Raw genomic sequence first — 19,991 nt, 5'->3', positions numbered from 1 at the left:
CTACCCATTACCCACAAGTGCGGGTGAGGCGCGCAGGCGCTGGAGGGCGAGGGTGAAGTCCATGAGGCGGCGGAATCCCGTCCAGATCGACTGGATTCCGGGCTCGCCATCGCCCTTGCGCCCCAGAAAGCCGCCCAGCATGGCGATCATGCGCACGGCCTCGCGAACCGTGGGCACCGTCTCGGGCAGGGGCTTGAGCCGCCTGGAGCCGACCACGAAGAGCGCCTGCCACTCATCTTCTTCCAGCACCGCGGTGCAGGGCAGCTCCGGTGCGATCCGCGCGACGTAGGCCATGTACAGCAGCCGCCACGCGACGATCGTGTAGATCGCCAGCGCCCGTTCGATCCCGTCCGCGCTCTCCAACTGAAGCTCTTCGATCCGGCAGCCGCTCTTGAGCACGTAGTGATAGCGCTCGACCTTCCACCGCTGCGCGTACGCCTCGACGATTTCCCTCGCACGTGCGAGGGTGTTGACCGGCACCGTGGTGATGATCATCCACTCGACCGGCTCCTCGCCCTGGGGCGTGGTCCCCGTTTCGCGCACCCTCACCACGCTCACCCGAACGGGCGAAAGGTCTTTCCGCCCCAGGTGGTTGCGAGGCGGCTCCAGCTTCAGCGTGCACGCCTGCACCCGGAGCGTGGCCGTACGCGCCTGCCGCTTGCGCGAGCGCGGTACTGCGACATCCATCTCGCCCAGCACCGCTGCGCGCTCTACCGCTTCGAGAAGGTACTGCGCCTCCTCGCTCTTCACCTTCCGGTCGTGCGCCGCGCGGACAACCAGTTGCAGCCCCTCGCGCCGCTGCATCGCGAACAGCTCGAACAGGTCCGCCTCGCGGTCGCCCGCCACCCACACCTCCAGATCCTTCGGCAGCAGCGACTCGACTGCGTCCACCATCTCCAGCCACCGGAAACTCTCTTTCTCCTCCACCAGCCGCTTGCGCCGCGTGTGCCGTTTCCGCTCCTCTTCCTCGCGCGCCCATACCTGCTGGTGCACGATCCCCAGCGGCAGCCCCTCCGGCGTGAGTGCCAGCCCTGAATGCACCAGCAACCCGCGTGTGCCCGCCTTCGTCAGCGGTCCTAGCCCTCTCGTGGCCGGACGGGTGTTGAAGCTCAGTGCAGTAGTGTCCTGCACCACCAGCACGCGCTTCACCTCACCCGAACGCTCCTCCGTCGCCCGTGCATGCGCCAGCCGGATCTCTTCCGCCACAATCTCCTCCGACCCCAGTGCGCGATAGGCTCCCTTCGTGTCCGCCGCGCTTCCGCTCGCCCTCGGGATCGACGCTCCAGGCTTCTCCGAGAATCGCACGATCATCCGCTTCACCCGCGCATGCCGCCGCGGATCTCCCAGATCCAGCGTTGCCATCTCCGTCTCTACCCACTCCGCTCCCATCCCTCCTCCTTGGCCCCTATACCCTTTGTTTACCCGGCGGCAGTATAGGACACACTTGTGGGTAATGGGTAGAAACTGCCTGGGGGAGGGGAGCCTGTTCCACGGCGGGGTGAGCTTGCACGCGATTCGGTGGCGACACATCCCCATGGAGAATAGAGCCAAAACACGCCCCGACAAGCAGTTCTCCCCTCTCCCGCTTGCGGGGGAGGGGCCGGGGGAGGGGGCACCCTTCAGCATGCGACACCCTTTCGGCATCCGGAAATGAAACAGAAACAAAAAGGAGCGAGGCGTCGGCGGCGCCTCGCTCCTCTCATCATGCACCGGCGGATGCGATCCGTTCAGAACTCCCAGGAGAAGCCGATGCTGGGGAAGATGGGGAGCAGCTTCTCGACCTCGCGGTTCACGGTCACGCCGGTGGAGCTGACGTTGTAGCTGTAGCTGTACGCGCGGCGGTTGTCGTGGTTGTAGAGGTTGAACACGTCCAGGAACGCCGACCCGCGGCCCCGGCGCGTGTCCCACGAGCGGGTGAAGCGCGCATCCAGACGCTGGTACGCGGGCAGCCGTTCGCCGTACAGCGGCCCGAAGCCGGTGCGCAGCCACGCCTTCCCCGTCACCGGGTCCGTACCGCTGGTGAACGTGCGCGCCGTGATGGGCCATCCGGAGTGGTACTCCCACGCCGTGCTCACCCGCCAGCGCGCGTTGGGTACGTACGCCGCGCCCAGGTGCAGCGTGTGGCGCTGGTCCACGTCGCGGGGCACCCAGCCCACCGAGGCGTACCGGTCGCGCACCTGGGCCAGGGCATAGCTGGCGTACCAGCGGAACGGTGCGTCGCCGGAGCGCTGCGCGAACAGCTCCACGCCGCGCGCATCGCCCTCGGCGGGCTTGAGGAGGGCACGGTCGTCCGTCACCTCGGGGAAGACGTCCAGGCGGCGGTCCAGGTTCACGTAGCGCGGGCGGATGCTGCCCAGCTTGCGGTCGTACGCCTCCGCGCGGAAGTCGATTCCCGCGGCGGTGTGCTCAATACCCAGCAGGCGCTGCTCCGCGCGCTCCGCGGGGAAGAACTGCTCCACGCCGTCCTGCACCTGAAGCCCCTGGATGGCCTGGGCCTGGTAGAAGGTGCCCCACGCCGCCCGCAGCGTCGTCGCGGACCCGACCGCCCACGCCGCGTTCAGCCGCGGGCTCCACGTGCGGTCGCCCGTCCACGTCTCGCGGTCGTAGCGCGCCCCGGCCTCCAGCGTGAGCGCGCGCACCGGGCGCACCTGCGCGGACAGGTACGCGCCCGCCTGCGTGCCCCGCGGGTCGGCGGAGATGGCGACCGTGTCGCGGGTCACGCGGATGTTGCCCGCCGCGTCGATCGTCGTCACGGAGCGCTGGTTGGCGTAGTCGTACGACGCGGCCATGCGCTTCCAGTCCCAGCCCAGCTTGGCGGTGAACGGCCCCGCCACGGCCCACGTCCAGTCCTGCCGCACGCCCGCGAACCAGAGCGTACGCACGTCGCTGGCGGTCTCGCCCGCGTGGTCGCCGTCCCACGTGCCGCCGCGGTCCCAGTCCAGGTCGCCGGCCGATGCCACGGTGTGCGCCTCGATTCCCTGGGGATAGCTGGCGTACCAGTTCGCCCACAGGTAGCGGTTTCCGTAGCTGGTGCCCGCCAGCAGGTCGTTGTCGCGTGCGTGGAACTGGTCGCCCGCGTACAGGCCGTGAAGGCTCACCGTGTTGGAGGCGCCCAGGCGGTACGTGACCTTGCCCATCACGTCGCCGTAGCGCGGGACGATCTTGTCCACGCCGTTGTTCGTGTCCGTCACGCGTCCCAGGACCAGGTCCAGGTAGCCGCGCCGGGCGGAGACCATCCACTGCCCGCGGCCCGCGCCCCATCCGCCCTGCGAGAGGAAGCGGGCGTTGGTCAGCGACAGGCCCACGGCGGTGCGGGCGCCGGACCGCGGCGGCGTGGCGGTGCGCATGTCGAACACGCCGGTCAGTCGGTTGCCGTACTCGGCCGTGGCGCCGCCGGTGAGCAGGTCCACGCCGCCCAGCGCGTCCATGTCCACGATGGAGAGCGCGCCGCCCTCGAACTCCTTCACGTGGAAGGGCTCCACCAGCTCCAGGCCGTCCAGCCGCACCAGCATCTCGTCGTTGCTGCCGCCGCGCACGTAGAACTTGCTGGACAGATCGCTGGCGGTCACACCCGGAAGGCGCCCAACCATGCGAAACACGTCCTCGCCCGGCTGAGGCGCGTTCGCCCACTCCGCGCGAGAGAGCGACTGCGCCCCGGCCGGCACCGCCCCGAAGCGCCACGCGGTGACGATGATGGGCGCCAGCGTCCGCGCTGCGCTCCGCGTGGTCTCGGCGGATGTGTTCGGAGACGCGGGAGATGCGGTCTGCGCGGCCGCGGGGAGCGCGGCGGCGGCCAGGGCCAGGCCGAGGAGGGAGGCGGTTCTCATGCGGGGTGCACCGGGCTGAAGATGCGGGCGCGGTGCCGCGACAGCGTCACTGCGTTCCTGCGCCTACGCGGGGGCGGAGGCGTTGCGTGCGTGCCGGACGGGAGATGCGGAAAGGTGCGGCGGAGCGGTTCCATCTCGCCGCGCGATCCCGGGCAGATGGATCGGGAGCGGAGGATCGGGGAACCGCCGAGATGTGTGCTGGGGAGTGTGCTTACATTATACGACAGAATAACACCGGTGACAACCGGCGTGTTCCGCATCCCCGGATCACACCCAAGCTCTTCCGCGGCATCGCGATGCCGGTCATCCACCGATGCTGCCGATCGCCCTGCGATGCGCTCCCCGATGCAGCGTCTCGTCCGGCGATGATCGTCTTCCGCTCCTCGTGGTCTCGGCAGCGGGTCAGGCCGGGAGACCGCCGGAGATGAGGTCCAGGGCGCAGGGGAGGACGACGTCGCGGGCTTCACGCAGGCTCTCGGGCGTGACGCGGGCGAAGACGTGCGGGGCGATGCCGACGCCTTCGAAGGGCGAGCCGTCCGGGAAGCGGACACGGCGGGCGCCGATGCGGGCCGTGATGCCGTCGCCGAAGCTCAGGAAATGGGGCTGGCCGGTGGAGCCGAACGTGGTGTCGCCCACCAGCGTGGCGCGGCCGCTGTCCTTGAGCGGGATCAGCAGGTCCTCCGCCGCCGATGCGGTGCCGCCGTCCGCCAGCATCACCAGTGCGCCGCGGAAGAGCGGCACGCGCGCCGTGCGGACCAGGACCGGGCCGAGGATGCGGTCCGCGAGCGGCGGCGGGACCAGGTCCGGACCGGGGATCGCGTCGCGGAAGCGCCTGCCGCCCATCAGCGCCTTGCGCAGCTTCCAAGGCGTGTTGCCGCCGCCGTTGCCGCGCAGGTCCACGACGAGCACCGGTGCGCCGCGGAAGGTCCCCGCGAGCAGATCCAGCGCGCGCTCCTGGTACTTCGGCTGGTCGAACGAGGGGATGCGCATGTATCCCACCCGCCCCTCCTCGATCCACCGGTGCGGCACCGCGTCGTCGGGGCTGCTCGACGCGGGCGACGCAGCAGGCGAGACGGACGATGCGGGCGCGTCCTCGGCCGGGCGCTGGCGGACGACCGGGACCTCGCCGCCGCAGGCGAGGGTGAGCGTGAAGCGCTCCGGGAAGAGGAACGCGAAGCCGGCGAGTAGGCGCTGCGCCGCCCGCTCGCACGACGCCGGGATGAAGCGCGAGTGCCGCCCGTAGAACTCCCCGAACGGCTCGCCGTCGATCTCGCGGACCTCGTCGCCCGGGCGGAGGCCGTCCGTGCGGCTCCACGTCACGGTCCAGCGGCCGTCCAGCGGGCGCAGGCCGAACGGCAATGGCGCGCCGTGGTGCTCGTGCACCCACGCATCGTCGTAGCCCGTGTGCCCGTTGCGCAGCTTCGCGAGGAACGCCAGCGCCGCCAGCGCGAACTCCCGCCGCCCATCTCCCGAGAGCGCATCGCGGCGGAAATCATCCACCGCGGCATGGTAGTCCAGGCCGGGCACCGCCTCCCAGTGCGCGAACCAGCCGCGCACCGCCTCGTCCAGGCGGCGGACGGCGCCCTGCCGCATCTCCAGCGGGAGCGTGGCGCCCCAGCGCTCCGGCTGCGGCTCGCGCCGGAAGAGCGTCCTCAGGTCCACGGCCGGCGGGCGGGCATGGGCGGGTCCGCATCTCCCGAGCGCATCTCCCGTCCCTTCCCGCTCAGCCGCCGACCTGGGCGAGGGAGGCGCGCGCTTCGGGGAAGTTGGGGACGATGGCGAGGGCGGCGCGGTACTCGGCGCGTGCCTGGTCGCGGCGGGCCTGGCGCGCGTAGACCATCCCCAGGCGCCAGTGCGCGGCGGCCAGCGACGGGTCGCTGCCGACGGGCTTGGATTGCAGATAGCGCTGGAGCGCGGCGGCCCCGCGGTCCAGCCCCTGCCCGGTGACCGCGGCGATGCGGCCGAGCTGGTAGTACGGCACCATCACGTCCGGCCGGCGCCGGATGAACCGTTCGTACAGCGCGACCTCGTCGGTGAAGCGCTTCTGGCCGTCGTACGTGTTGCCCAGGCCGATGTAGAGCGCCGTGCTGTCCGGGAAGCGGCGAAGCGCGGCCTCGTACTCGGCGGTGAGGGCGGCCACGTCTCCTCGGGCCTTCTGCACCGACGCGGCGGCGAGGGCGCCCACGTACGCGTCCACGCGCTTCACGGCTCCCGCTTCCGCGAGCGCCTTGTCCATGTCGCCGCCCAGGATCCCGGGCGCCAGCAGGTAGAAGCGCATCAGGCCCAGGTGCGCGTCGACGTTGCGCGGGGCGATCTCCACGGCGCGCTCGAACTCCGCCTTGGCCTGGCGGGCGAGGATGGCCTGGCGCAGCATGTTGCTCTGCAAACCCTTCAGCCCCAGCGCGTTGCCCAGGTGCAGGTGGTAGTCCGACGGCCTCGCGTCCAGCTCCACCGCCTTCTGCAGCCACACCAGCGCGGAGTCGGCGTTCTTCTGCGACAGGTACGTGCGGCCCATCCAGAAGGCCGCGCGCGCGTCGTTCGGGTGGCTGCGCGCGTACGGCTCCAGCGCTCGGCGGGCGGCGGCATACTGGCGCGTCATGTAGATGCGCTGGGCGCGCGCCACCGCGTCCTGCCCGTGCAGCGGTGCGGCGAGCGACGCGAGGGCCAGGGTGGCGACGGGAAGGGCGAGGCGGAACGAGCGGAACTGCATGGGCCGAACTCCGTGCTCGGGTGGCGCGCACCAGCCTTGGGCCGGCTCTCGACTGTGCTGCCGCGCATCCTCGGTAGATGAACGGCGGTTCAACTCTCTGTAGATGAACGGCTTGAGATTCGATGAACGGCAGACGGCAGATGAACGGCTGACGTGAGATGAACAGCGTCCAACAATCGCACAATCCGCCCGGATCCTGTAGGGGCCGACCTGCGTGTCGGCCAGCCTTTCCGCCGCGTGGATGCCGCTCGCCCGCCGTGCATCTCCCGATGCGTGCTGCTGTGGGTTTCCGTCTGCCGGCGGAGACGGGTTCGCCTCGGAAAGTTTGCGGATGCGATGAATCGCACCCCTACAAGTTTCGGCGCTGCTGCGGTTTACGGGAATCCCCTCACTGGAGGAGGGATTCCAGGAACTCGATCATGCTGCGGGCGGGCTTGGTGCAGGGCGCCATGGCGGCGTTGGACGCGCGGTCGCGGGGAACGCGCTGCGGGTCCTCGGCGGCGAGGTAGGCGAGCATGGCGAGGAGGACGGCGTTGGAGCGCACATCGTCCATCACCAGCTTGTCGTACGTGTCGCGGCCCGTGTGCCAGGTGTACGCGCGGTAGTCCCACTCCACCGGCAGCAGGTCGAACGCAGGCGCGCCGCGGCACGCGAAGCTGCTGTGGTCGCTGTGTCCCTCGGTCGATGTCCCCGGCTCGTCCACGCTCACCGGCCCCGCGAGGGAGACGGGGATGCGGGAGAGCCACCGCCGCACCACGGGCCCCGCCCCCGCGAGCCCGCCCATCGATACGGAGTCGATGCGCCCCGTGCCCAGGTCGATGTTGAAGAGCGCCTGCATCCCGCCCACCACCTGCGGATGATCCGCCGCGAAGGCGCCGGAGCCGTTCAGTCCCTCCTCTTCCCCGCCCCAGTGGCCGATCACGATGGTGCGCCGCGGGTGCGGATACGCCTGCCGCAGGATGCGGACGGCCTCCATCACGGCCACCGTACCCGCCCCGTTGTCCGTGGCGCCCGAGCCGCCATCCCACGAGTCCAGGTGCGCGGAGAGCACCACGAACTCCTCGGGATGCTCGCTGCCGCGGATGGTCGCGACGGTGTTGAAGACGGGCACGTCGCCGCCGAACTGCGCGTCCGCATCCACCCGCAGCACGGGCTTCTGGCCGTGGGATGCGAGGCGGTGGACCAGGCCGTAGTCCTCGCAGTCCAGCGTGACCATGGGCATCCGCAGCGTCCACGCGTTCATCACGCGGTCGGCGCCCCATCCGCCGGTCCAGCTCACGGCGATCACGCCCGCGGCACCAGCGGCTTCCAGCTTCATGGGCAGCCAACGCGGGCTGATGCCCGCCGCGTCCAGGCTTCGGCGCCACGCGGTGTCCGCCGCGCCGCGGTCGCGGCGCATGCGCTCCAGCGTCTCCGGCGTGGCGGCGCGCTCCCAGCTCTCGTCCGGGCGGCAGGTGGCGGGCGCGGCGGAGGCCAGCACCAGCTTGCCCTTCACCGACGGGAGCCACGCGTTCAGCTCGGCGGGCGAGGTGAAGGCGGGGACCGCGACGGCTTCCGCCTGCACGGGGCCGCGGGTGCCTGGGCTGTATGCCAGCAGCGTCCCGTTCAGCGTGCGGACGCGCGGCTCCAGCAGGTCCACGTGCGTGGCGCCGCGCCGCCACTCAGTCCACGTGCCGTACTGCTCGTTGCGCGCATCCACCCCCCACGCGCGGTATCGGCCGATGAGCCAGTCGCGCGCCGCCTTCTCGCCCGCCGTGCCCGTGAGCCGCGGGCCGATGGAGTCCATCAGCGCCTGCGCCAGCGGCTCCGCCTGCGAATGCTCCATCCCCTCGCGCCGGATCGCCTCCAGCACCGAATCGGGAGATGCGCGGCCCGCCTGCGCCTCCGCCCGTCCGCCCACGAGGGACGCGGCGAGGACGGCGGCGGAGAAGATGGTGCGCGGAAGCTTTCGCCAGCGTGACACGGTGGGAATGGCAGCGGTCACGCGGCGGGCATCAGCGAGAGGATGAGGTCGAGCACCGCGTCCGCATCTTCCGGCACCTGCGGCGGGTCGCTGCGCGGGCGCAGGCGGGCGTACGCCGTCGCGTCCACCATCGCGCCGAGAGCTTCCGCGTGGGCGTCGCGCGTGTCCGCATCCGGTGCGTGGGCGGAAAGCTGGCGCAGCACCTCGATCTGCATCACCTCGTCGTCCAGGCGGCGGGCGCCCGCGAGCAGCGCCTCGCCCAACTCCGCCGCCTCTCGCGCGAGGCCGAGCGAGAAGGCGAAGGACGCGAGCTGCTGGAGCGGGAAGAGGACGGGAAGCTCCAGCTTGTCCGCCACGGAGACGCGGCGCGCGACGGACAGCAGCTCGGCCGCGGCGCGTGTGGCGCGCTCCTCATCTCCCGACAGTGCGACCAGCTCGGCCCAGCGCAGGGTCGCGACGATGCGGTCCCACGCGCGTCCCTCCTCCCGGGCCCGCTCCGCTGCCGTGATCGCTTGATCGCCCTCGCCCATCTTCGCGAGGGCGACCATCTCCGCCTCGCGCAGGACGACGGGGAGCAGGGCGGTTCCGTCCGCCACGCCGCTGCGGGCCAGGTCGAGCACCGCCTGCCAGCCCGCGGCGGGCAGCAGCACGCGGAGCGAGTCCATCACCAGCAGCGTTCGGCCAAGGCTCTGCACGGAGCCGGGCGCCCAAAGCGCGCGATCCCACCAGCCCGGGTCCATCTCGCGGCCGGCGAGCGGGGTGCCGGGCACGGTGCAGCACGCGTACACGTCCGCGTAGTGCCGCAGCGCGTCGTCCGTGCGCCCCGCCAGCGCGTGCAGGCGGCCCAGGTTGCACCACGGCTGCAGGGCGTGCGTGAACAGCTCCGGCCGCCCGCTGCGGTCCGCCAGCGCGGCGAGCCAGGCGACCTGCGCCTCGCAGACGCGCAGCGCGTTGTCCGGCCGCCCCGCGTGCGTGTGGATGAGGCCGATCAGGTTGCCCCACGAGACGAAGACGCGGACGCGCTCGTCGACGGTCTCGCCGTACCAGCGGACGCGGTCGGTGCGCATCTCCTGGAGCAGGTCCGCGCTCCACGCGGCGAGCGGGCGGCGCTCCAGCTGCTCGGTGGGCGTGAGCATGCGCGTGCCGGGCAGCTGCGCCACGGCCGGGCGCGGCGCGGCGGGGGCGAGGGCCGCCGTCATCGCACGCCCTCCATCTCCCGTGCCCGCTTACGCTTCGGCGAGCGCATGCAGCTCCCCCCGCGCGTAGGCATCGCGGATGCGGACACGCTGGATCTTGCCGCTCGAGGTGCGCGGGATCGTCCTCGCGCGGACGATGACCACGTCGTGCACGGGAAGCTGGAACTCCTGGAGCACCGCCAGGCGGATGCGGCCCGGAAGCTCGTCCGCCACCTCGCCGCGCGCTGCCCGTCCGGCTTCCGCGACGACGACGACCTGCTCGGCACCGCCCGCCGCGTCGTAGCAGCCGAAGACCGCCGCGCCCGCGAGATGGTCCGCCAGCCGCGTCGCCAGCGCCGCCTCGATGTCCGACGGCACGAAGGTGCGCCCGCCGCTCTTGATGATCTCCTTGATGCGCCCGATCACGTGCAGCTCGCCGTCGATCAGCGCGCCCAGGTCTCCCGTGGGCACCCAGCCGTCGGTAGATGCGGGGCGCCGCTCGCCCTCGCCGACCGCGTACTCGGCCGTGGCGGAGGTGCCGGCGAAGTGGATCTGGCCGACGGCGCCCGGCCCAAGCTCGCGCCCATCGTCGTTGCGGATGGAGACGCGCGTGCCGTGGATGGGCGTGCCGTTGCCGACGGTGGTCTGCACCGCATCCTCCCCTTCGTCGTCCCCCGCGGCCATGACGATGCCGTTCGCCAGCGCGGTGCGGCTCAGGCGGCGCGACGGGACGGCGGAGAGCGGGGTGCGCAGCGTCACGGCGACGCAGTTCTCCGCCAGGCCGTAGGCGGGCTGGAGCGCGTTGGGATGCAGCCCCAGCGCCGCGAACCGGTCCGCGAAGGCGCGCGAAAGCTCCCAGTGCACCGTCTCGCTGCCGTTGAGGGCGACGCGCAACGTGGAGAGGTCGGTCGCCTGGAGCTTCTCCCACGCGTTGGCGCCCTGGCTCCGCGCGACGCAGAGCGAGTAGGCGAACTGCGGCGCCATGGTGATGGTCGCGCGGTAGCGGCCCAGCGCCTCGATCCACGCCAGCGGGTTGCGAACGAAGTCCTGCGGCCGCATGAGCACGGTCGTCGCGCCCGCCCACAGCGACGTGAACAGCGCGCCGATGAGCCCCATGTCGTGGTACAGCGGCAGCCAGCTCACGATGGTGTCGGTCACCGGACCGCGGAGGACGCGGGTGACCGCTTCTACGTGCGATGCGACGTTGCCGGCCGTGAGGCAGACGCCCTTGGGCTGCGCCGTGCTGCCGGACGAGAACTGGATCAGCAGCGGCTCGTCCGCATCCATCGGCAAGAACTCGGGCGCGCCCTCCGCCGACTCGTACGCCGCAAGCTCTTCCAGCGGGAGCACCTGCGCGGCGAGGCAGGCTTCGCCCACCGTCAACTCGTACGCGGGGACGGACGATGCGGGAACGACGCACCACGCGGCCTGCCCGGCGCGCAAGGCTGCGAGGACGATGGCCTCCTTCGCGGCGCTCTGGCGCGGCGCGGGCACGTCCTGCAGCGGGATCAGCGTGCAGCCGAGCCGCTGAACGGCGATCACGCCGACGACGACCTCCCAGCGTGAGACCATGCCGACGGCGACGCGGTGACCCCGGCGGACGCCGCGCGCGGCGAGGGCGGCGGCGAAGCGGCCGGCGCGCTCCCACAGGTCCGCGTACGTGATCCGCTCCTCCGCCCCGGCGACGGGGAAGACGAGGGCCAGGCGCTCGGGATCGGCCGCGTGGGCGCGGATCACCTCGGCCAGGCTGCGGAAGCGGGCGTCTTCGGCGGTGCTCGGCATCATCAGTCCTCCGCATCCAGGGTCGCGCGCTTCATCAGCGTGGCCAGGCGGCTGCCGTACAGCTCGCGCATGGTCTCGGACGTGCCGGCGAACACGCTCAGCACGCGCACCTCGCGCAGGGCGGCCTCCATGCCGCCGTCGCTCCACGCCGCGGCGGGGCCGTGCAGCCGCGCGCACTCCGCCGCGACGCGCTGGGCCAGCTCGCACAGCGCGAACTTGGCCATCGACGTGGTGCCCGCGTCGGTCACGCCCGCGCACACGTCCACCGCGGCGGCGTACGCGAAGGCGCGCGCCGCCTCCAGCCGCGCCCGCATCCGCGCGACGGCCAGCCGCGCGGGCCGCCCCGCATCTCCCGTCCCCCGAAGCCGTTCCGCCGCGTCGTCCACCAGCGAGCGCGCGTACGCAAGCGAGCCGATGGCGATGAGCAGCCGCTCGTGGCAGAGCACGTGGGCGGCATGCGGGTAGCCGTGGCCCGCGCGACCGACGAGGAAGCGGGCGGGAACGCGCACGCGGTCCAGCCGGATGTGCCCCGTGGGCGACGCGCCGAGGCCCATCTTCCGGTGCTGCGCCACGACCTCGAAGCCCGGGAGATCCGTCGGCACCGCGATCAGCGACATCGTGAACGGGCCCGCGCCGGCCGAGGTGCGCGCCAGCAGCAGCACCCAGTCCGCGATGGGCGCGTTGGTGATGTACATCTTCTCGCCCGTCACCACCCACTCAGCCCCCTCGCGCTCGGCCGTGCAGCGCACCGTCTGCGGCAGCGCGGAGCCGCCGGTGGGCTCGGTCGCGCCCAGCGAGCCGATGGCTTCGCCGCCCGCGAGCGGCGCCAGCACCTCGCGCTTCACCTCGTCGCTGCCGAAGGTGGCGAGCGCCGGGCAGAGCGTGTTGGACTGCACCATCAGGCTCACGGCGGGGCTGGCGGCGCGGTGGCGCATCAGCTCCTCCACCTGCGCGACGGCGTACGAGTAGCCCAGGCCGGTTCCGCCGTGCTCCGGCGGCGCCATCAGCCCCAGCATGCCCGCCCGGCCGCAGGTGCGGAAGAACTCGCGCGGCAGCGTCTCCTCGCGCTCCCAGCGCGGCAGGTTCGGCAGGACGTAGCCGCTGACGAGGACGCCGATCCGCTCCCGGAACCGCCGGTGCGCGTCCGACCCGGCGAACGGCTCCGGCGCCGGCGCGACCACGGGGATGCGGGCGGGCGGGACGGGAGATGCGGAGCCGCCCACGCCCGCATGGCTGTCGGCAGACGAAGCGTCCACGGAGAAGGCGCGCTCGGAGGATGCGAGGCCGAGATCCATCACCACGCTCCCGCGCCGGTGAGCATCGCCGCCGGCTCGCGAATCTCCGCGTCCCCGCCATCCCCGCCAATGCGCGGCAAACCGCCCTCCGCCGAAGCGCTCACGTGGACCGGGGCGTCCACATCCACCGAACCGAAGACGTCGCGCTCGACCTCGCTCTCCAGCGTCGCCGGGTCGAGCGAGGGGACGAGCGGTAGCGTGAGCAGGTCGCGGTAGATGCGCGTGGCCGGGTCGTCTTCCATGAAGCCGCGCGCGCCGGAAAGCTGCATGCAGCCCTCGACGACCTTTTGCGCCGCCTCGGCCGCGACGATGGCGAGCATGGCGCAGCGGGCGTGGTCCGGCGTGCCGATGAGGCGCGCGGCGGCGACCTCGGCCTGGAAGGCGGCGGCCACGTCGTGCTCGGCCATCAGGTCGGCCAGGCGGTGGCGGACGGCCTGCTGGTCGCCCAGCACCACGCCCGGCCCGAACGCCCGCGTGCCCACGAACGCCAGCGTCCGCCGTAGCGTCGCGTCCATCGCCGCGATGACCGCAGTCGCGAGCAGAAGACGCTCGTCCGCCGCGGCGTCGGCAAGGGCGGCGGCCACGCGCGGGCCGCGTGCGACCTGCGCCGCATCCACTCGGCACCGTTCGAGGCGCACCGGCCCGAGCGCCGCCGTGTGCAGCCCAACCGTCGCGCGGCGATCCACCGTCACTCCGGGCTCATCGGTGCGGACGGCGACCAGCGCATCCGCATCTCCCGTCCCCGCATCTACCGCATCCGCGAAACGCGCCGCGACGAGCACGAAGTCCGCACCCGCCGCGCCCGCGACGCAGTCCACCACGCCGTCCATCTCCACGCCGCCATCCACCGTGCGGAGGGAGATTCGGCGCGCGCCGTCCACGGGGAAGGCGACGGCGCCGCAGGCATCACCGGCGCGGGCGGGCTCCAGGAACAGCTCGCGCGCCGTGCCGCACGCCAGGCGCTCCAGCACCGCCAGCGGCGCCGAGACGGCGTGCAGCACGGTGAGCGCGGTGCCCAGCGAGCCGGTGCGGCCCAGCAGCGCGGCCAGCTCCAGGCGGCGGCGCATGGCCTCCGCGGCGTCGTGCGCGCGCACGGGCAGCAGGCGGGCGCGGGCCAGGGCGCGCGCGGCGGCGTACGGCACCACGCGCTCGCGCTCCCACGCGTCCGCGAGCGGGGCCACGTGCTCGCGCACCACCTCCGCGATGCGCGGGTCGCGCGCGGGCACGTCCGGGCGCGTGGTCATCCCAGCGCGGCCGCGGGCGCGTCCATCAGCGAGCTCTCGATGATGTCGACCAGCTGGCCCAGCGTCATCTCCGGCGCGAGCTGCTCCGACAGCACGGTGGTGTCGATCTCGGCGCCCAGCGCGCCTTCCACGGCGACCACCGACTGCGCCAGGCCCAGCGAGTCCAGGCCCACCGACGCCACCGTCGCCGCGTCGTCCAGCACCTCCTCCGGCAGCCGCAGCTCCGCGGCGATGGCCGACTTGATCAGCGCCTTCCGGCTCGCGTCCATTCCCATGATGGTCGTCCTTCGGTAGATGTGGTGCGTAGAGCTGAGGAGCAGCGTCCGCGTCGCTCGGGACAGTGGTCAATGCCGTCGGACGGCGGCGAGCCGTGTGTCTGAAAGGTCCTAGCGAAGGCAGCGCCCGGGCGGCTAAAGCTGCGGGCTACAACGGCGCGAAGGCCGCCTGCGCGGCCTGCCGCCGCGGGATCATCGCATCATCCGCACGGTATCGCTGCCGTTTATCTGCGAAGGCAGCTTTTGCGCAGTCGTCGCCGGGCATTCCGCCGCACGCCGCTGCCCGAAGCGCTCCGAACCCCAACCCTCTCCCGCTTGCGGGGGAGGGTGCGAGCCTAAGCGAGCGGGAGGGGGCATTCAGTCGTGCCGGAGCGCGATGGAGGGCTCGACGCGGGCGGCAGCCCAGGCGGGGGCGAAGCTGGCGAAGAGGGCCACGCCCATCATCACCACCGGCACGGCGACGAAGACCACCAGGTCGCCCACGCCCACGCCGTACAGCAGCGAAGACAGCAGCCGCACCAGCGCTGCGGACACCGGCAGGCCGATCAGGATGGCGAGCGTGGCCAGGCGCGCCCCGCGGCGAACGAACAGCGCGACCAGGTCGCGGGGCCGGGCTCCCAGCGCCGCGCGCACCCCGATCTCCTGCGTCCGCTGCCGCACCATGTACCCCAGCAGCCCGTACGTCCCCACGGCGGAAAGCCCAAGCGCGATCACCGCGAACACGCCGGCCAGCCAGGCGTACAGCCGCGACAGCCACATGGACCGCAGCACTACCTCGGGCAGCGTGAACGTCTGGTCCATCGCCAGCGACGGATCGATGCCGCGCAGCTCTGCCCGCACGCCGGGGATCACCGCCGCAGGGTCGCCCGCCGTGCGGACCACGATGTAGCCGAACGACAGCGCCGACTGCGCGAGCGGCACGTAGACCGTGGGCAGCGTGGGGTTCGCCAGGCGCGAGTCCTTCACGTCCGCGACGACGCCCACGACGGTCCGCCACGGCCCCGCGTTCCCGAAGCGCACGCGGCGGCCCACCGCGCTCTCCCCTGGCCAGAAGCGCTTCGCCATCGCCTCGTTCACCACCGCCGCGGGCAGCCCGTCCGCCCGGTCGCTGGCGTCCACCCCGCGGCCGGCGCGCACCGGGATCCGCATCAGGCGGAAGTAGTCCGGGCTCACCGTGCCGCTCAGCGCGAACGGCTCGTTGCCGTCCTCCGCCGGCGGGCGGCCCTCGATGGCGATGGCCGAGCCGTGGCTGCCGCGGCTCAGCGGCAGCGCGCCCGTCACCGCCGTCGCCTCCACGCCCGGAAGCGTGCGCACCCGCTCCGCCAGCCGCGCCCACAGCGCGACCTGCTGCTCCGGCTTGGGATACCGGCTGGGGGAGAGCGAGATGCGGCCCGTCGCCACGCCCGCAGGCTCGAAGCCCGCGTCCATGCCCTGGAGGCGAAGAAGGCTGCGCGTGAGCATCGCCGCGCTGATGAGCAGCACCAGCGCCAGCGCCGTCTCCGCCACCACCAGCCCCCCCTGCACCCGGCCGCCGCGCTGGTCCGTGCCGCCGCGCGTGCCGCCGGACTTCAGCGACTCCTGCAGGTCCGCCTCGCGCAGCTGCACCGCCGGCGCGAGGGCGAAGAAGAGCACGCCCACCAGCGAGATGGTCACCACGAAGGCCACCACCCGCCAGTCCAACGAGAAGCTCACCCAGAACGGCAGGTCGATGGGGATGGCGCGCGCCAGCAGGTTGCGCCCCCAGATCCCCAGCGCCAGGCCCGCGCCGCCGCCCAGCGTGCCCAGCACCAGGCCCTCCGCCACCAGCTGCCGGACGATGCGGGCCCGCGTGGCGCCCAGCGCGCCCCGCACCGCGATCTCCTTGCGGCGGCCCACCGAGCGGGCCAGCAGCAGGTTCGCCACGTTCGCCCACGCGATCAGCAGCACCAGCAGCGTGATGCCCTGAAAGAGCAGCGCCGCCTGCGAAGTGTCGCCGCGCATCGCCTCCTGGAGCGGGCGGGCGCTGGCCGTCACGCCCTCGTTCGTGTCGCGGTGCTCCTCGCTCAGGCGCCAGTTCACCGTGGCGATCTCGGCCTGGGCGCGCTCCAGCGTGGCGCCGGGCGCCAGGCGGCCCACCACGGCCAGGAAGCGGCGGTCGCGGCGGCTCTGCGCCGGGTCCAGGCGCAGCGGCACCCACAGGTCCGCGTACTCGGGGAAGCGGAAGCCCTCCGGCATCACCCCCACGATGGTGTACGGCGCACCGTCGATCAGCATCGTCCGGCCCAGCACGCGCGGGTCGGCGCCGTAGCGGCGGGTCCAGAGCGAGTGGCCCAGCACCGCCACCGCGGGGCCGCCGGGCCTGCCCTCCTCGGCCGTGAAGCCGCGGCCCAGGATGGGCTTGGTGCGCAGCACCTGGAACAGGTTCTCGCTCACCCCCGCGCCGCTCGTGCGCTCCGCCTCGCCGTCGCCGCTCAGGTTGAACGCCGCGTCGTAGAACGCCGCCATCCCCTCGAAGCTGCGGGCCTGGGCGCGCCAGTCCAGGAAATCCAGGAACGACGTGGTCATCCAGTCCGCGTTGCCGCTCTGGGGCGCGCGCTCGTCCAGCATCACCAGCCGCTCCGAGTGCTCGAACGGCAGCGGCTTCAGCACCAGCGTGTTGAGCACGCTGAACACCGTGGTGTTCGCGCCGATCCCCAGCGCGATGGCGCCCACAACGAGGGCCAGGAAGCCCCGCGTCCGGAAGAGTGAGCGGGCGGCGAAGCGAACGTCCCTCTGCAAGAAATCCATGTCGTACGGCACGTGGAAGGAGGGGAAGCGGCGGCCGGCGGTCCATCCTGGTGGGAAGGTCCTGCGCGGGCGTTGGTGCGTCGTTCATCATCCGCACCCCCGGCGCTCATCCGTCGAAACGGCGAGGGATCGGGAGATGCGAGGCCGTGCATCATCTCGGGGACACGGTCGATCCGTGTCGAGCGTCCCTGTGCGTTCCCGGCGGATGCGCGGCGGTCGTCACCGGCTCATGCATCTCCGTCGATTCTCTGCCGCCGACTCGATCGGCAGATGTGCGGCGGGCTGTGCTCGGTGATGCGTGCCGTGTCGTGCCCGGCAGATGCGCGGCCTTTCGCATCTTCATCAACCGATCTACCGCGATCCCCTTGTTCTCGGCGGATGCGTGGCGGGCTACAGGCGTATCGAGAGATGCGCGGCTGCCCGCGTCTTCGTCGGGGGATGCGCGGCGGCGGTCGTGCGCGCCCGCGGCGCCCCGGCGGATGCGCGGCGGGCTACGCCTGCTCCAGGCCCGCCAGGCTGGCGCGCGGGCGGCGGAGCGCGCGCACGAGCGCCTTCCCCAACGCTAGCGTGCCCATCACCACCCGCTTGCCGAAGTTGTAGAGCAGCTTCGCGGTGCCGAACAGCACCAGGCCGCGCCACAGCACCGCGAACGCCGCGGACCCCACCGTGCCGAACGCCACCGGGTGCGCCGTCGCCGCCGTCCAGAAGCCGCGCAGGACCGCGGGATACGTCACCGCCAGCCCTGCCAGCAGCCGGTTCACCGCGAACTGGAAGGCGAAGACGAAGAAGGCGAGGCCCAGCACCGAGTACGCCGCCATGAACGCCATCGCGCCGCGGCCCAGGGCCAGCGGCTGCGTGTCCGGGTCGCGGCGGCCCACCAGCCGCAGGCCCATGCGGCGCAGCAGGCGGGCGCTCTGCACGTGCAGGTTGGGCACGCCCAGCAGGTCCGAGGCGAGCCAGTAGCCGTCCATGCGGAAGAACGGGTTCAGCGAGGCCCCGATCGCCAGGTCCGTGGCCAGGAAGCAGTACAGCGGCACCACCGAGTGCGTGACCCGGTACACCGCCAGGAACCCCAGGGCGAAGATCGCCTGGAAGTACATCCCTCCCACGTCCACCAGCGCCCGCTGCCGGCGCGTCAGCCGCCAAGCCTCGGACAGGTCGGTGTAGAGAACCGAGATGTGGTAGTACAGGCCCCACCCGATCTCCAGCCGCCGGCAGCCGTGGCGCGCCGCCGCCGCCGCGTGGCCGAACTCGTGGATCAGCGTGCTCAGCATCATCAGCAGCACGATGGCGCCCGCGTGCGAGCCCTTCAGCGCCGCGAACCCCATCTCGTGCCCCGGCGCCAGCTTCAGGAAGAAGACGAACTGCGCGACCACGAACGCAGTGCCGACTGCGGCCATGATCCAGCGCGAGTACAGCCAGCCCAGGCAGCGCGCCACCGGCGTGACCACGGCCGGCGGCAGCAGGCGCACCTTGAGCGTCATGTAGGTGAGGCGGTTCGCGCGCTGCACGGGCGAGCCCGCCTCCTCGCCGTCGGCCACCAGGAAGCCGTTGGGCACCAGGAAGCCGCTCACCAGGCGGGCCAGCTCCTCCTCAGTGCAGGCCCCCGCCGCGGCGCCCGCGCACGCAACCTCGTCCGTGGCGCGCTCGCCGTCGAAGCCGCGGATCACGCCCAGCAGGCGGTCGGGCAGCGCGAAGCGGGCGAGGGAGCCGTCTGCGCGCGGAATCTCGCACATCGACATCTTCTCGCGGGCGGCCCCGTCGAAGGGCCACACCTGGATCGCGGGGTTGAAGCGGAGCGGCGTGGGGGTCAAGCGGCGTCTCCAGTGGGTACGGCGCCCCGTGGCGCGGGGTCCCTCTTCCGAAAGGCGTCCGGCAGGTGCGGGTGCACCCGCCGGACCGGACGTGTGTGTCTCTCTGCCGTTTGCAGGCGGCACGCGCGAGGCTCCGGTCTCGGCGGGTTCCGCGCGTTCACCTGCGGGTGCTGCGTGCCGCGGCGGAAGGCGTCTGGCACCCCCCCGCCGCGGGGGTTGGATTACATCAGCGCCTGATCGAGCTGCAGGTCGCCCGCGCCGCCACCGCCACCACCACCACCGCCGCCCACCGTCACGCCCACCGTCGCGCCACCGTCGGTGGTGGTGCAGCCGGTGTTGGTGCAGCCGCAGTTGCCGTCGCACAGCTCGGCGAACTCGAGCCGGTCTTCCAGCTCGAGGATGTTGAACTCGCCCGTGAGGTCCATGCTCATCGGATTTCTCCCTGGGTAGGAAAGTTGGGTGAGGATACCACGCTATCGGTGCTCGCACTGCGTCCCGCGGCGGAAGGCGTCTGGCACCCACCGCCGCGGGGGGTTGGACTACATCAGCGCCTGATCGAGCTGCAGGTCGCCCGCGCCACCGCCGCCGCCACCGCCGCCGCCGCCCGTGCCGACGGTCACGCCGATGCCGCCGTCGGTGGTGGTGCAGCCGGTGTTGGTGCAGCCGCAGTTGCCGTCGCACAGCTCGGCGAACTCGAGGCGGTCCTCCAGCTCGAGGATGTTGAACTCGCCCGTGAGGTCCATGTTCATCGGATTTCTCCCTGGGTAGGAAAGTTGGTGAGGATGCTTCCCGAACATCGCTTCATGTCAGAAACCGCCGAGACCGGAACAGCGCACTTCGTTTGGGTCCGACCTGTTCCGCGCCGCGGGCGCGCCCGGTTCCGGTCTCGACGGCTCCGGGCGTTCACCTGCGGGGTGTAGCCGTTCCGCGCGCCGGCGTGTCTGGCACTCCGGCGCGCGGGGTCGAATCAGACCATCTGCTCGAGGGCGATGTCGTCACGAATGCCGCCGCCACCACCGCCACCGCCGCCGCCCACGCCGACGGTCACGGTGCCGCCGCCGTCGGTGGTGGTGCAGCCGGTGTTGGTGCAGCCGCAGTTGCCGTCGCACAGCTCTGCGAACTCGAGCCGGTCTTCCAGCT

At 72.4% G+C, this 19,991-nt stretch carries 14 protein-coding genes; all 14 read right to left on the bottom strand.

Annotated elements, in window-relative coordinates:
- The 14 genes from VFE05_07760 to VFE05_07695 all read right to left on the bottom strand — a co-directional run bounded on the left by VFE05_07760 (window position 1) and on the right by VFE05_07695 (window position 19,600).
- Window positions 1-1,389, bottom strand: a complete 1,389-nt coding sequence (locus tag VFE05_07760) for an IS4 family transposase (GenBank protein ID HET6229947.1) — start codon at window positions 1,387-1,389, stop codon at window positions 1-3.
- Window positions 1,390-1,727: 338 nt separating this feature from the next.
- On the bottom strand, window positions 1,728-3,827 hold the full coding sequence (locus VFE05_07755; protein HET6229946.1) for a TonB-dependent receptor: 2,100 nt from the start codon (window positions 3,825-3,827) through the stop codon (window positions 1,728-1,730).
- A gap of 402 nt (window positions 3,828-4,229) precedes the next feature.
- Complete coding sequence (locus tag VFE05_07750; protein HET6229945.1) at window positions 4,230-5,489, bottom strand: S41 family peptidase; 1,260 nt, start codon at window positions 5,487-5,489, stop codon at window positions 4,230-4,232.
- 61 nt (window positions 5,490-5,550) lie between these two features.
- Window positions 5,551-6,537, bottom strand: a complete 987-nt coding sequence (locus VFE05_07745) for a tetratricopeptide repeat protein (GenBank protein HET6229944.1) — start codon at window positions 6,535-6,537, stop codon at window positions 5,551-5,553.
- A gap of 388 nt (window positions 6,538-6,925) precedes the next feature.
- Window positions 6,926-8,521: a M20/M25/M40 family metallo-hydrolase gene (locus VFE05_07740; protein ID HET6229943.1), complete on the bottom strand. Its 1,596-nt coding sequence runs from the start codon at window positions 8,519-8,521 to the stop codon at window positions 6,926-6,928.
- Window positions 8,518-9,699: a hypothetical protein gene (locus VFE05_07735; GenBank protein ID HET6229942.1), complete on the bottom strand. Its 1,182-nt coding sequence runs from the start codon at window positions 9,697-9,699 to the stop codon at window positions 8,518-8,520. The genes VFE05_07740 and VFE05_07735 overlap by 4 nt, the downstream gene beginning before the upstream one ends.
- Window positions 9,700-9,726: 27 nt before the next feature.
- Window positions 9,727-11,460 (bottom strand): AMP-binding protein, encoded by a 1,734-nt coding sequence (locus VFE05_07730; GenBank protein HET6229941.1) that lies wholly within the window; start codon window positions 11,458-11,460, stop codon window positions 9,727-9,729.
- Complete coding sequence (locus VFE05_07725) at window positions 11,460-12,752, bottom strand: acyl-CoA dehydrogenase family protein (protein ID HET6229940.1); 1,293 nt, start codon at window positions 12,750-12,752, stop codon at window positions 11,460-11,462. Before VFE05_07725 ends, VFE05_07730 begins: the two co-directional genes overlap by 1 nt.
- Window positions 12,752-13,996: an acyl-CoA dehydrogenase family protein gene (locus VFE05_07720; GenBank protein HET6229939.1), complete on the bottom strand. Its 1,245-nt coding sequence runs from the start codon at window positions 13,994-13,996 to the stop codon at window positions 12,752-12,754. The genes VFE05_07725 and VFE05_07720 overlap by 1 nt, the downstream gene beginning before the upstream one ends.
- On the bottom strand, window positions 13,993-14,271 hold the full coding sequence (locus VFE05_07715) for an acyl carrier protein (GenBank protein ID HET6229938.1): 279 nt from the start codon (window positions 14,269-14,271) through the stop codon (window positions 13,993-13,995). The genes VFE05_07720 and VFE05_07715 overlap by 4 nt, the downstream gene beginning before the upstream one ends.
- Before the next feature lie 357 nt (window positions 14,272-14,628).
- A complete protein-coding gene (locus VFE05_07710) occupies window positions 14,629-17,028 on the bottom strand; it encodes an ABC transporter permease (GenBank protein ID HET6229937.1) in 2,400 nt (799 codons plus the stop codon).
- Between the two features lie 500 nt (window positions 17,029-17,528).
- Window positions 17,529-18,851, bottom strand: a complete 1,323-nt coding sequence (locus tag VFE05_07705) for a hypothetical protein (protein ID HET6229936.1) — start codon at window positions 18,849-18,851, stop codon at window positions 17,529-17,531.
- 221 nt (window positions 18,852-19,072) lie between these two features.
- Window positions 19,073-19,282 (bottom strand): hypothetical protein, encoded by a 210-nt coding sequence (locus VFE05_07700; protein HET6229935.1) that lies wholly within the window; start codon window positions 19,280-19,282, stop codon window positions 19,073-19,075.
- 108 nt (window positions 19,283-19,390) lie between these two features.
- Window positions 19,391-19,600 (bottom strand): hypothetical protein, encoded by a 210-nt coding sequence (locus VFE05_07695; protein ID HET6229934.1) that lies wholly within the window; start codon window positions 19,598-19,600, stop codon window positions 19,391-19,393.
- Window positions 19,601-19,991 lie beyond the last annotated feature (391 nt).

The sequence above is a fragment of the Longimicrobiaceae bacterium genome (genome assembly GCA_035696245.1).
Lineage (GTDB): Bacteria > Gemmatimonadota > Gemmatimonadetes > Longimicrobiales > Longimicrobiaceae > DASRQW01.
The sequence above is the reverse complement of the archived record's forward strand: the minus strand, read 5'-3'. Positions and strand labels throughout refer to the sequence as shown.

What these genes read in the sequence shown, in the direction of transcription:
- VFE05_07700 (HET6229935.1), bottom strand. Translation starts at nt 19,282, where the DNA reads ATGAGCATGGACCTCACGGGCGAGTTCAACATCCTCGAGCTGGAAGAC.
- VFE05_07715 (HET6229938.1), bottom strand. Translation starts at nt 14,271, where the DNA reads ATGGGAATGGACGCGAGCCGGAAGGCGCTGATCAAGTCGGCCATCGCC.
- VFE05_07735 (HET6229942.1), bottom strand. Translation starts at nt 9,699, where the DNA reads ATGACGGCGGCCCTCGCCCCCGCCGCGCCGCGCCCGGCCGTGGCGCAG.
- VFE05_07745 (HET6229944.1), bottom strand. Translation starts at nt 6,537, where the DNA reads ATGCAGTTCCGCTCGTTCCGCCTCGCCCTTCCCGTCGCCACCCTGGCC.
- VFE05_07760 (HET6229947.1), bottom strand. Translation starts at nt 1,389, where the DNA reads ATGGGAGCGGAGTGGGTAGAGACGGAGATGGCAACGCTGGATCTGGGA.
- VFE05_07720 (HET6229939.1), bottom strand. Translation starts at nt 13,996, where the DNA reads ATGACCACGCGCCCGGACGTGCCCGCGCGCGACCCGCGCATCGCGGAG.
- VFE05_07695 (HET6229934.1), bottom strand. Translation starts at nt 19,600, where the DNA reads ATGAACATGGACCTCACGGGCGAGTTCAACATCCTCGAGCTGGAGGAC.
- VFE05_07755 (HET6229946.1), bottom strand. Translation starts at nt 3,827, where the DNA reads ATGAGAACCGCCTCCCTCCTCGGCCTGGCCCTGGCCGCCGCCGCGCTC.
- VFE05_07725 (HET6229940.1), bottom strand. Translation starts at nt 12,752, where the DNA reads ATGGATCTCGGCCTCGCATCCTCCGAGCGCGCCTTCTCCGTGGACGCT.
- VFE05_07730 (HET6229941.1), bottom strand. Translation starts at nt 11,460, where the DNA reads ATGATGCCGAGCACCGCCGAAGACGCCCGCTTCCGCAGCCTGGCCGAG.